Raw genomic sequence first — 11,976 nt, forward strand, 5'->3', positions numbered from 1 at the left:
ACTATGGAAGAAGTATTACACATAAAAAACGTCTCAAAAGTATATGAGGGAAAAGTCCCTCATACTGCTTTAAAAAATATAAATTTACACGTGGATAAAGGTGAATTCGTTGCCATTATGGGACCATCTGGTAGCGGGAAATCTACATTTTTAAACGTTATCTCTACAATCGATTCTCCGACTTCTGGTGATGTCGTGATTAACGGAAAAAAACCGCACACATTTCGTAGAGAGAAGTTAGCTATTTTCCGCCGCCAAGAGTTAGGATTTGTTTTCCAAAACTTTAACCTACTAGATACACTAACAATCGGTGAAAATATCGTACTACCTTTAACATTAGATAATGTTCCATTAAAAGAAATGGATGAAAAGCTTGATAACATTTCAAAAAAGCTTGGAATTGATCATATTTTGGACAAGCGTATTTTTGAAGTTTCCGGGGGACAAGCACAGCGTACCGCAGTAGCACGTGCTGTTATTCATCATCCTTCACTTCTACTTGCCGATGAACCGACAGGAAACTTAGATTCAAAAGCGGCAATTGACGTAATGGAGCTATTTACGAAATTAAATAAAGAAGAAGATGCAACGATTTTAATGGTTACGCACGATCCGTTTGCAGCAAGTTATTGTAACCGTGTTATTTTCATTAAAGATGGAGAGCTTTACAATGAACTACACCGCGGATTATATCGCGAGAAATTTTATCAAGAAATATTAGATGTTTTAGCATTATTAGGAGGAAGACGTGGATGACATTTTGGCAATTCGCATTTAAAAATGTCTCACGTAATTCGAAAGCATATTTCGCCTACTTTGTAAGTAGTGCGTTTTCTATCATGGTTTTCTTTTCATTTACTGTATACGCGTATCATCCACGCTTACAAATTATGAATAAATTACAAGAACAAGATCCGCTCATGAACTTAACCGGAATGGCACAGTTTGTTATCGTTTTGTTCTCGTTCTTCTTTCTCTTATATTCTATTGGGACATTTTTAAATGTACGGAAACAACAATTTGGCATTTTAACTGTTCTCGGTATATCTCAAAAACAATTAAAACGACTTTTGTTTACTGAAAATATGATCATTGGAATGCTCGCTATTTTTGCTGGTATTCAAGGCGGTCTTGTTTTTTCTAACTTTTTCTTACTCGTTACTTCTAAATTAACAAACGCAAAAGGCCTCTATTTATATTGGCCTACAGAAGCAATTATCGTTACAACAATAACTTTTATTATTTTATTTCTTATCGTATCTACGTTTACACCGATGTTCATTCGTACTCGTAAAACAACTCGATTAATTAAAAATAATAAAAAGGAAAAAAACGAAAAAAGACCGTCTATACTCATTTCACTATTTGCCTTAATTTGTTTAGGACTATGCTATTATATTGCTGGTTATCCGCAAAGTTATATAACAGAAAAAAATTTACAAAACGGCTCTGCCCTCCTTATTATTTTATCTATTTTGCCGCTCGTAGTGGTGGGAACATATTTATTCTTTTCACAAACGTTTCTTCTCTTTATCTTTATTTTGAAAAAGCGGAGAAAGTTTTATATGAAGCAAATAAATATGTTATGGATTTCAGATTTAGCTAACCGTACTCGTAGTAATATTAATGTACTCTTTATCGTTTCTATGCTATCTGCACTTGCATTTACGATTATTATCGGATTATTTGCTACTAATAATAATACGAAAGCAATGATATTAGAACGCCGTCCTTTCCCCTTCACATATACGTCTACAGGGGAAAATGCACTTGAACAAAAACATATTGCTAAAATTGAAACGGAGCTTACAAATGCTAATTTTCAATACAACAAACATAAGTCTACATTGTTAAAAGATACCGCTTTAAAAGAAGACATTGCTCTTATGAAAATGAGTGATTATAACACGCTTGCGAAACAATTAAGGAGACCAGAAATACATCTTGATTCTACACAAGTTTATATTATTTCTCGTTACTCACCAGAGCTCTTAAATCTTGTATCAAATCCATTCGCAAAACAAAATACAATTACAATTGGATCTAATAAAAAAGAATTTCATATTAAAGGATTTATTAATAAATCAATTGAACCAGCCTTCGCATTCCCTTATTTAATGGTTGTACAAGATGATGTATTCAATAATATGATTCCTCATATTGAAACAACCATAGTGTATAATTACTTCGTTGAAAACTGGGAAAATGCGATTGCTCCTACGAAAAATATATTAAAACATATTAGAAATGATACAGATAACTTCTATGAGGCACACAAAAATGCGGAAACTGATTTTCAACCCCCATTTAATATTTATACAGCGGCCGATGACCTAAAATACAGCAAAGGAAATTCAATTGCTACTTTCTTTATTTGGGCATTTCTCGGCTTTATTTTCTTTATCGGAGCAGCTAGTGTTTTATATTTCCGTATGTATAATGACTTAACAACTGAGAGACAAAAGTATATTACGATTACAAAGCTTGGTTTAACAGAAACAGAAATGTTTCGTTCTGCAACGATTCAATTAGGAATTTTATTTTTCGTCCCTTACATCGTTGCTGGTATTCACACGTTATTTGCAGTTAAGTTTTTACAAAGCATGTTCTCTTTCTCATTACTAAAAGAGACATGTATCGTACTCACCTTTTTCGGGATTATCGAGATCATTTTCTTCTTCTTAATCCGTTCTCTGTACATTAATAAATTATCACAGCATATAAAAATATGAATAAAATGGCCTTGTGCGTATTGCACAAGGCCATTTTCAATAGTTTTTAATAATTAGCAGCAATATCCGCCGTAGCCGCCAGCATAACCGCCATAACCACCATAGCCACAACCGCCGCCTCCGCCGAAGCAGCTAGCACCGATGATAATTAATAAAATAAACAATACGATTAGAAGCGCAAAACCGCCTCCGCAACCATGTCTGCGGTTACAATCATCATGTCTGTGTTCACACTTTTCGCTCATTACCCTATTCCTCCTTTAGTATCATTCATAACAAGTTCACCTTGCTCTAAATGAGGGGATTCCATTTATATTATGTTTTCAGGGCGAATAGGAAGCTTGGCTTACCTAAAAACGGGCTTGTTTCAGAAAATGAGCCTTATCAAGATGTAGGTATAAAACATTTGACATACTAATAATTTCTTACTAATATTTAATTGAACGATCAATTAATTTTTTGATTATACATTCAAATTATATAAATCAGGAGTTGAATAGCGTGACTGATTCTTTTATTGCAGAGGCTAGGCGTGAACAAATTATTCTTGCATGTATTGATACATTAGAAGAGGTTGGATATAACAACTTAAGCTTAACGAAGGTGGCAAAAAAGGCTAAGATTAGTACCGGACTTATTTCTTATCATTTTAATGATAAGCTTTACCTTATGAATCGCACATTACAATTTTTAGTTGCCAAGCAACATGAATTTATTAGTAATCGAGTGCTATTAGCTCAATCTGAAATAAATAAACTAGAGGCCTTTATTGAAGCACATTTGGCTTATCAAGAAACTCATTACAAAAATAATATTGCCTTAATTGAGATTGTCTTTAATGCAAGAAATGAAGAGAACGTTCCTTATTACAGAATCGAAGACGACGAAGAGGAGGATGCTCTTAGAACGATGTTATTAGATATTTTGAAGACTGGTCAACAAAATGGCCTGTTTTCCGATTCTTTCCAAACCGACACATTAGCTTCATTTATTTTAGGAGCAATCGAAGAAAGAATGCTGAAGGCAAATTCATCTATATCCATAGAAAATTACTCAGATGAGCTCATAAAAATGGTGAAGAAACTCACTGTTTAAAACATGCCTGGTTAAAAAAAATATATAAGAAAGGATGAACTACACATGAAAAAGGCATCTGTCATTGGATTAGGTTTTTTAGAAAAATTACTTGCTATAGCAAGTCCCATCCTTTTAGGCGTTATTGGATATTTTTCCCCTAAATTAATAGAGATTATAAAAAAGATTCCTCTCTTTTCTGATTCAAAAATTATAGAACTTTTACATTCTATTAACCCCTTCTGGCTTCCTATTATCCTCATGCTAATTGGTGTTATTGCAGGAATTTTATTTTCTTTAATTATTTATAGTGAAGCTTTAAAAATGAACATTACTTCGGAAAGCATTCACGTGAATAAGGACGATCAAAAGAAACAAATCACCAGATCAAATGTAAAAGCCGTTTTTGTAGATAAGCGTCAAGTGGTTATCATTGATCAAGAAGACCGAGAATGGTTACGTGAAACATCTGACATTACCCCAAGCAAAATTAAAGATACTTTCTTAATGCACGGCTTCCCCTGGGTGGAACAAGATCCTTATAAACATGAGTATAGCTTATGGAAATTAGAGGATGAGCGATTTAATAAAAGCATAAATACTATTTTGTATGAAAGACGAAATGCCCTTCGAGAAGGAAACTCGAAAAAAAAGAAGCATTTACGCAAAGATTTGAATGAGCTAGGAGTCTTTGTCAAAGACGATGGAGAAGATCAGTATGTCCGTTCCATTAAGTAATAGAAAGCACAAAAAACGAATAAAACCTACAGAGAAATTACATTTCCTCTGTAGGTTTTATTCGTTTAAATCTGATCTCCTCTCCTAAAGAAACATATTCAACAAAAGAGCAAAACCAAATGCAATAAATGATAACAATGTCTCGAGTACCGTCCACGTTTTAAACGTTTCCTTCACCGTCAAACCTAAATACTCTTTTACAAGCCAGAACCCTGCATCATTTACGTGAGAAAACATCAATGATCCTGCACCGGTTGCAATAACAAGCAACTCTAAATTCACACCAGACATGTGCTGAATAACTGGTGAAACAATCCCTGCTGCTGTCGTTAATGCTACTGTCGCTGAACCTGTTGCAATTCGAATTAATCCAGCTACCATGAAAGCTAATACAATTGGTGATAACGATATATGTTCTGCCATTTGCGCAATGGCCGTTCCAACGCCACTTTCAATTAATATTTGTTTAAATCCACCGCCTGCACCGATAATTAAAATAATGGAACCGACCGGTAATAAACTTTCGTCTGTTAATTTTTTAATCATCTTTTTATTAATTCCTTGTTTGATACCAAGTAAATAAAATGCTGCGAAACATGAAATAAGTAAAGCAATTACTGGGCTTCCTATAAAAACGAAAAATTCAGTCATTTTTTTCGGTAATGAAATATATGGTGCAACTACTGATAAAATCATCAATACAACTGGTAGTAAAATAATAAAGAATGAAACTTTACGACTCGGCAAATCAGTTGAGACAGTCGTAACTCGAATAAGCTCTGGTTCATTTTCAGGTATAACCCTTTTATGTACCCACTTTGCAAATATCGGTCCTGCGATAATGGCTGTTGGTAACGCGATAATTAATGAATATAAAAGTACCTTTCCTAAGTTCGCGTTATAAATACCGATTGCTGTCATCGCCCCTGGATGCGGAGGCACGAGCCCGTGAACAATAGATAATCCTGCAATGACAGGTAACGCAATTAATAATATATTTTGCTTCGTCGTTTTTCGAATGGAAATAACAAGTGGTAATAAAATGACGATCCCCACTTCAAAAAACACTGGAATCCCTATAACAAATCCTGCAAATAACATAGCCCAAGGTAGTTTCCTTACACCGAAAAATCGAATAAAGAAATCTGCCACTTGCATGCCGGCCCCTGAATCGGACATCATTTTCCCTAAAATTGTTCCGAGAGCTAAAATACCAACTAAATGCCCTAGTACACTACCAACACCAGTTTCATAGGCAGTCACTATTTTCGTTAAGTTCAGTCCAGACATGATAGCTAAAAACAAACTCGCAACTGTTAAACTAATAAATGCATGCCATTTCCACCATGATACCCCTAAAATAACAATCGCAATTGCAAGTAACGTGACGATTAATAAGTATATACCCATCTCCCATTCTCCTTACTTTATAAAAAAAGAGGGAAAATCCCCTCTTTTTTATACGTCATAATTCACTACATAATGCTGCATTTCTGTATTGTAGTAGCCTTCGCTATATTCAATTATTTCGCCAACTTCATCGTAAGAATAACGCATGCGTTTTAATAGCGCTGTCCCCTCTTTTTCACCTAGCGCTTCTGCAACGAAAATAGGCGCGAGTCCAACAGCGAATTCATCTCTGAAGTTTTCTAAATGAATACCTCGGTCTTCAACTAAATCATAAAGCGATTGCAAGTCAAAATCCGATAAATCTGAACTTGCCATTCCTGCTGAGAAATAGTGCGTATAATGAATGTACGGTGCATCATTTAACGTATATAAACGTTCAATACGAAAACTCTCCTTACCGAATAATCGAAATGGCACTGTTCCTTCTTCATTCTGCACAATTTCTGCTTTTAGCAATTTCTTCTGTACTTTATATCCTTCTTCCACTAACACTTCAGTAAATTTCTTACCCTTTGACAGTTTTGTCGCAGAAGTATTGCGGATGACTTTCGTTCCTTTACCGCTTTTCTTTTCCAAATATCCTTCTTGAGCGAGTTCTTTAATCGCATTTCGCACTGTAATTTTACTCACTTTGAACTCTTCTTCTAACTGCGGTTCGGAAGGAATATTCGTATGAATCGCATATACACCATGCAATATTCGATCACGAATAATATTTTTTATTTGCAAATATAATGGTCCTTTTTTTCTCGTTACGTTCACCGTTACACCCACTACCTTTCTACATCACCTACTGATGCCGTCATTGCCCGAAGTATATCCTTCTCTGATGACATTGGCGTATCACCGACGATTGTATGTGCTAGCATTCCAGCTGCTGACGCAAATGAAACAGCTTTCTCTGGTGCGAACTCCTTTATCTCGCCATGAATAATTCCGCTCGTATAAGCATCTCCAGCACCTATTCTATCATATACAGAAAACGTAAGTGTTTTTGCAAAAGTGAACGTTCCATCTTTACATATAAACCCGCGAAGCGAATGTGTATTATCACTGTTAATAGAGCGATGAGTACCAGCGATTGTAGCGATATGATACGTTTCAGCTACCTTTGGAATAAGATCAACAAGTTGCGCCTCTCGCTCCGTTTCTTCGGTTTTTATTCCTAAAACAAACATTGCATCTTTTTCGTTCATCATAACGATATCAGCAAGTCCTAGCATTTCTTCATAATGCGGTTTTGCCTGTTCATATCCGTCTTCTCCCCAAAGTGATGGACGATAATTGCAATCAAAAACGACGGTTCCTCCGTTTTCTTTAACTGCTCTCGCTAAAGACTTCATATGATGGCGCACCGTATCATTCATCGCAAGTGTAATACCGCAAAAATGAACGATATCAATTTCCTTAGCAATTTCTTCAAATTGGTACATCTCTTCAGACGCCGTATTAAAGCTACTTTCTAGTCGATTCGAATACGTAACGCGGCTTGCACGTGCACCGAATCCATTTTCTAAAAAATACATACCTACATATTTACCGCCTCTTGAAACAAGAGAAGTTTGAATCCCTAACTTTTGAATGTAAGATACAGCTGCATCTCCAACCGAATTTTCCGGTAAAGTTGAAATAAGAAGCCCTTCATGCCCTAAGTGAGAAAGTGCCGCTGCAACGTTCACACCTGTACCTGAAAATGAGTAATTTAACGTGTTAGCTTGCGACAACAATTCATATCCAGGTACTTGCAGGCGCATCATTACTTCGCCAAACGCTGCAATTTTCTTACGCATATTGATCAACTAGCTTCTTCACGACTGCTAATAATTCGCGAACATCTTCTACTTTCGTATTACCAGTTTCTTTATCAATAATAGAAGAGTACACGTGCGGGATAACTTGCTCTACGTTTGCTTCAAGCGCAATACGTACAATTGTTTCGAAGTTTTCTTTATCAATTCCGCCTGTTGGTTCTAATGCGAATCCTTCTTCCGCACAAGCTTTCGCAACTGCACGATATTCTTCTTCATGAGCTAGCCCTTTCATCGGGAAGTACTTCAATGAATTTCCGCCCATATCACGTACAAGTGCGATCGCTGTTTTAATTGGAACGATTGCTTTTTCTTCTCCAGCCGCACTAATTGGGCCAGTAGAAATATTTACGTAACCTACTTTTCCTGTTGGCGATACTAAACTATTAATCCAGCTATCTTTTTCGCCAAGATTTGCACGTGTCGCTCCAACTGAAGGGAACACTTGGTTAATATGGCTACCAGGATAATGCTTCGCAATTTCAGCCACAACTGCCGCTTGGCGATTATCTCCTGCGCCTAGTCCGATTGATACAGCGTCATCAATTTCTTTTCCATATGCTTTCATAGCTGTAACAGCTTCTTCTACTGTTGGATAGTCTTTTGATAACACTCCCACTACTACATAACCTTCTGCTGCTTCAAAAATATCTTTCGCATTTTCTATATTGTTTGCCAATACATTTAATGCTACGCGGCCTTTATAAAAACGTTTTTGAATGTTTGTCATTTTAGTTTCCCCCTACAATTTCTCTCAATTTTTCTTCAATCACATGTATGTCATCACCTTGAAGTGGACGTGGATCAATATCAAAGAATCCTTGTCTTACTCCGTAATCACGTGTATAAATGGCAATTTCCCCTTCGCGTAATGCAGTCACAACATCTTTTGCTGATTTATTTAATTCTTTCTCGTTAATATGAATACGAGCTCGAAAGATTGCTCTTCCAGCTTCATCCTGAACGATCGTTACATTTACACCATTTAATTCTTTTAGCGGCATAAGTACTTGTAGCAATTCTTTTTCTTGCTCGCTCTTATCTTCTTTTACTCCGTACTCATCAAGTGCTTGAAGTAAACCAAAAGTTGTTTCTTTCCCAACTTTCATGCTTCTTCCGATACAATGTAATTGCACTTTCAGCCATTCAATATACTTTCTTTTACCGCCCACAATACCAGAAGTAGGTCCTTCAATTGCCTTTGAACCGCTATAAATAGCAAGATCTGAATACTTCACATATTTTTGAATGTCTTCTTCAGCTGCTGCATCCACGATAAGCGGTACTTTATTTCGCTGCGCAACTTCCCATGCTTCTTCAACAGAAATCATATTTTTTTGCACTGCATGATGTGATTTCACATACAGAATCGCTGCTGTATTTTCACCAATTGCATCTTCAATATGCTCTACTTTCCCTTCATTTGCATAGCCAACTTCTACAAGTTTACCGCCGCCTAAGTAAATCATCGTTTCAACAGGAGCACCGTATTGAACGTTATGACCTTTTAACATAATCACTTCGTTTTTCGCGATTACTTCTTGATGAAGTCTTTCACTTTTACGGCGATTTCCTTCTGTAACGATACCAGCGATAGAAAGCGCAATTCCACTCGATGCTGAGTTCACAACGACCGCTGCCTCTGAATCTAGAATTCTCGCAATATGGTCTCCCGCTTTATCTACTAAATCAGCAATTTCCACATAATTTTGTCCCCCATGTTTCATCGCATCCATTACTGTATCTGTAGGAGCAGATACACCTAAAATACTCATTCTACCGCTCGCATTAATTACTCTTTTTAATCCGTACTTAGCATTCAATGAATGACCCATTAATTACAACCCCTTTCGTATCAATCCTTCTTTCAGCAATGCGCTGATCCCCTTCTGAATCAATTAACGTAACCTTCTCATCTTTCACCGTAAATAAAGTTAAGTTTGCAATATCTCCTTCTTGAATGCGGCCAAGCTCTGGTTTTTTCAGCCACTCTGCTGCATTTTTCGTAACCGCGTCAATTACTTCTTCTAGCGGATAACCTAAGTAAAGGAATTTCGAAAGAACGTGAGCCATACTATACACGGGACCATGCACGCGATTCTTCCGGTAAATATCTGTACTAATTGTATTAAAAGCAATACCGTGATGCTTCGCCGCCTCTGCTACTTTAAAAGAAAAACTAGCATTACCGTGACCAACATCTAAATGAACACCACGATTCACTGCATCTAGTAATACAGGTAGCGGTTTGCCTTCTTCATCAAATAAATTATTTTCTTTCCCGTTTAAGTAATGTGTAATAACATCATCTTTTTCTAAAAGAGGTACAACTTCCTCAATGCGAGGAGGCGCTGAACCGATATGTACCATAATCGGTAATGATGTTTCACGGGATAAAGAGCGGGCTACATGCAGCGGTTCAATTCCACTATCACAAACGACGCTTTTACTCATTCTCGCCTTTAACCCAACGATTACATCTTTATACTTTTCTACTGCTTCTATCACTTTCTCTTTATCTATCCATTCCATATTGGATAATTCATCAATTCGTTTCAAACCGATGCGAGAAATATTTAAAAAGGCAAATAAATTTGTCTTTGCCTGCTCTCTACTTTGTACTAAATCTGCAATACGATCAGCACCGCAACTACCCGCATCAACAATTGTCGTTACCCCTTGCTTAACGCCAATTTCATCCACCTCATCGCCATACGGATCAAACTCTGGAAAAGCATGAACGTGTAAATCAATCCAACCACTCGATACGTAAGTACCAGAGTAATCAAGAACCTTTCCACCCTCGCCAGCACCAGCTTTCGTCACCTGTGCGATTTTATTATTTTCAATTACAATGTCAATCTCTTCCCCGTTCACACGTTTCACATTACGTAGTACGAATCGTTCTGTCATTGTACTTCCACCCTTTTCTATAAGAAGCCATAAGAATACGCTTACATTAAAGTTTCACTTTTATATCTCTTTCACACGTTTAGCGTAACACAAAAAAAGGGAGAAGTAAATATAACGTTATAATGTTTAAAAGCAAATAAAAAGATGCTCCTCCAAAATGCTAATAGTATAGGAAATTATATCAACGATTTTTTGAATATATCTATCATAACTTACAATATATCAACGATTTTTCAATTATATCTACCGTAACTCACAATATATCAACGATTCGACAAAGAATATCGATTTACCGACAAAAAACATCAATCCCTTTCTTATATATACGAAGAGGTTGCTCCAAACGGAACAACCTCTTTCTCTATTCCTGAACCGTCACAATAACCCCATCCATATTGTTCCCGGAAATTTCATACTGCTTGTTTGCTGGAACGTTCACTTTCATATTCTCAGAAACTTTATAATAAGAAACAGTATATTTCTTACCTTCTACTTCAGTTGAAATCTCTTTTTCCTCTTTTAAAAACTCTAAATATTCCTCTAGTGTGAAATTCTTTTTTTGCATAATTGCGCTATGAGGTAAGCCTACATAACGTATATGCCATGGCTCATATTGAATGCCTGTAATGTTACTTTTATTTTTCGGATAACGTAATACAAAGCCATGCTTCCATACGTTCTCTTCAATCCATTTTCCTTCAGGCGCTTTCTCCATTTTCTTTTGAGTAGACCCAATGTCCAGTGATAATCCTAAGTTATGTTCACTGTATCCTGCTGGAAGTGCATAATCAGATCCCATTTTTTCATATAGCTGTTTTTGCTCTTGGAAATCTCTATAGCCACTACTAATCAAAAAATGGTTAACACTTTCTTTTCCAGCCGCATCGACAACGTTCAAAAACTTTTTCACAACATCCTTTGATAAACGAAGATTTCTATCAAATATTACATAGCCTCTCACTAATTCACTATTATGATTTACATTTATAATATCAGACCTAATACTATCTTTTTTTACTGGGTAATCCCTGTTAACTAATAATAAATCGCCCTTATAAATTTGTTCCTTCGTAATCTCTTTCCCATCGGTGTTTGCCGCCTTTACTAGCTCATCTTTCCCGACAATTTTAACGTCGATTTCCTTTTGAAATAACGGTGATATATAAACGCCTACACATACTGTGCATACTATAAAAAAAGAAATAAATACCCACTTTTTCATTTCTAGTTCCTCCTTAACGTAACTTACGTATAGAATAGAAAAAACTATTAAAATAAAAAGTGGGGTAAAGTTTAAATTT

The 11,976-nt window shown here is 36.1% G+C and carries 12 protein-coding genes; 4 read left to right on the forward strand and 8 right to left on the reverse strand.

Annotated elements, in window-relative coordinates:
* The first annotated feature begins 3 nt into the window (after nucleotides 1-3).
* Both ACTFP3_RS17595 and ACTFP3_RS17600 read left to right on the forward strand, forming a co-directional pair.
* Nucleotides 4-756, forward strand: a complete 753-nt coding sequence (locus ACTFP3_RS17595) for an ABC transporter ATP-binding protein (RefSeq protein ID WP_000393250.1) — start codon at nucleotides 4-6, stop codon at nucleotides 754-756.
* Nucleotides 753-2,732, forward strand: coding sequence for an FtsX-like permease family protein (locus ACTFP3_RS17600; protein ID WP_049107530.1), 1,980 nt, complete (start codon nucleotides 753-755; stop codon nucleotides 2,730-2,732). The genes ACTFP3_RS17595 and ACTFP3_RS17600 overlap by 4 nt, the downstream gene beginning before the upstream one ends.
* Before the next feature lie 53 nt (nucleotides 2,733-2,785).
* Here ACTFP3_RS17600 and ACTFP3_RS17605 read toward each other — a convergent pair whose 3' ends face one another.
* Complete coding sequence (locus tag ACTFP3_RS17605; protein ID WP_001290392.1) at nucleotides 2,786-2,977, reverse strand: YjcZ family sporulation protein; 192 nt, start codon at nucleotides 2,975-2,977, stop codon at nucleotides 2,786-2,788.
* A 256-nt stretch (nucleotides 2,978-3,233) separates the two neighbouring features.
* Here ACTFP3_RS17605 and ACTFP3_RS17610 point away from each other — a divergent pair, with 256 nt between their 5' ends.
* The gene (locus tag ACTFP3_RS17610) at nucleotides 3,234-3,827 is read left to right on the forward strand and encodes a TetR/AcrR family transcriptional regulator (protein WP_440010919.1); all 594 of its coding nucleotides are present in this window, start codon (nucleotides 3,234-3,236) and stop codon (nucleotides 3,825-3,827) included.
* Nucleotides 3,828-3,872: 45 nt separating this feature from the next.
* Nucleotides 3,873-4,544: a YqeB family protein gene (locus ACTFP3_RS17615; RefSeq protein ID WP_000710347.1), complete on the forward strand. Its 672-nt coding sequence runs from the start codon at nucleotides 3,873-3,875 to the stop codon at nucleotides 4,542-4,544.
* A gap of 84 nt (nucleotides 4,545-4,628) precedes the next feature.
* On the opposite strand, the gene gntP is transcribed toward ACTFP3_RS17615, so the two are convergent.
* The 7 genes from gntP to ACTFP3_RS17650 form a co-directional block, all read right to left on the reverse strand.
* A complete protein-coding gene (gntP, locus tag ACTFP3_RS17620) occupies nucleotides 4,629-5,954 on the reverse strand; it encodes a gluconate permease GntP (protein ID WP_440010920.1) in 1,326 nt (441 codons plus the stop codon).
* A gap of 48 nt (nucleotides 5,955-6,002) precedes the next feature.
* Nucleotides 6,003-6,728 (reverse strand): GntR family transcriptional regulator, encoded by a 726-nt coding sequence (locus ACTFP3_RS17625; RefSeq protein WP_000539276.1) that lies wholly within the window; start codon nucleotides 6,726-6,728, stop codon nucleotides 6,003-6,005.
* Nucleotides 6,728-7,744, reverse strand: coding sequence for a sugar kinase (locus tag ACTFP3_RS17630; protein WP_006915669.1), 1,017 nt, complete (start codon nucleotides 7,742-7,744; stop codon nucleotides 6,728-6,730). Before ACTFP3_RS17630 ends, ACTFP3_RS17625 begins: the two co-directional genes overlap by 1 nt.
* Nucleotides 7,737-8,492 carry a 2-dehydro-3-deoxy-phosphogluconate aldolase gene (dagF, locus tag ACTFP3_RS17635; protein WP_000181907.1) on the reverse strand — a complete coding sequence of 252 codons (756 nt, stop codon included), beginning with the start codon at nucleotides 8,490-8,492 and terminating at the stop codon, nucleotides 7,737-7,739. The genes ACTFP3_RS17630 and dagF overlap by 8 nt, the downstream gene beginning before the upstream one ends.
* 1 nt (nucleotide 8,493) lies before the next feature.
* On the reverse strand, nucleotides 8,494-9,597 hold the full coding sequence (locus tag ACTFP3_RS17640; protein ID WP_163092709.1) for a DgaE family pyridoxal phosphate-dependent ammonia lyase: 1,104 nt from the start codon (nucleotides 9,595-9,597) through the stop codon (nucleotides 8,494-8,496).
* The gene (locus ACTFP3_RS17645; protein WP_086389583.1) at nucleotides 9,575-10,675 is read right to left on the reverse strand and encodes an amidohydrolase/deacetylase family metallohydrolase; all 1,101 of its coding nucleotides are present in this window, start codon (nucleotides 10,673-10,675) and stop codon (nucleotides 9,575-9,577) included. The genes ACTFP3_RS17640 and ACTFP3_RS17645 overlap by 23 nt, the downstream gene beginning before the upstream one ends.
* Before the next feature lie 361 nt (nucleotides 10,676-11,036).
* A complete protein-coding gene (locus ACTFP3_RS17650) occupies nucleotides 11,037-11,897 on the reverse strand; it encodes a D-Ala-D-Ala carboxypeptidase VanY (RefSeq protein WP_000759406.1) in 861 nt (286 codons plus the stop codon).
* Nucleotides 11,898-11,976: the final 79 nt, after the last annotated feature.

The organism is Bacillus cereus group sp. MYBK5-2 (assembly GCF_051915685.1).
Lineage (GTDB): Bacteria > Bacillota > Bacilli > Bacillales > Bacillaceae_G > Bacillus_A > Bacillus_A cereus.

Bases quoted from the DNA above. Each gene is read 5' to 3' on its own strand.
- ACTFP3_RS17605 (WP_001290392.1), bottom strand. From the start codon at position 2,977: ATGAGCGAAAAGTGTGAACACAGACATGATGATTGTAACCGCAGACAT.
- ACTFP3_RS17600 (WP_049107530.1), top strand. From the start codon at position 753: ATGACATTTTGGCAATTCGCATTTAAAAATGTCTCACGTAATTCGAAA.
- ACTFP3_RS17650 (WP_000759406.1), bottom strand. From the start codon at position 11,897: ATGAAAAAGTGGGTATTTATTTCTTTTTTTATAGTATGCACAGTATGT.
- ACTFP3_RS17630 (WP_006915669.1), bottom strand. From the start codon at position 7,744: ATGCGTAAGAAAATTGCAGCGTTTGGCGAAGTAATGATGCGCCTGCAA.
- ACTFP3_RS17615 (WP_000710347.1), top strand. From the start codon at position 3,873: ATGAAAAAGGCATCTGTCATTGGATTAGGTTTTTTAGAAAAATTACTT.
- ACTFP3_RS17645 (WP_086389583.1), bottom strand. From the start codon at position 10,675: ATGACAGAACGATTCGTACTACGTAATGTGAAACGTGTGAACGGGGAA.
- ACTFP3_RS17595 (WP_000393250.1), top strand. From the start codon at position 4: ATGGAAGAAGTATTACACATAAAAAACGTCTCAAAAGTATATGAGGGA.
- ACTFP3_RS17640 (WP_163092709.1), bottom strand. From the start codon at position 9,597: ATGGGTCATTCATTGAATGCTAAGTACGGATTAAAAAGAGTAATTAAT.
- dagF (WP_000181907.1), bottom strand. From the start codon at position 8,492: ATGACAAACATTCAAAAACGTTTTTATAAAGGCCGCGTAGCATTAAAT.
- gntP (WP_440010920.1), bottom strand. From the start codon at position 5,954: ATGGGTATATACTTATTAATCGTCACGTTACTTGCAATTGCGATTGTT.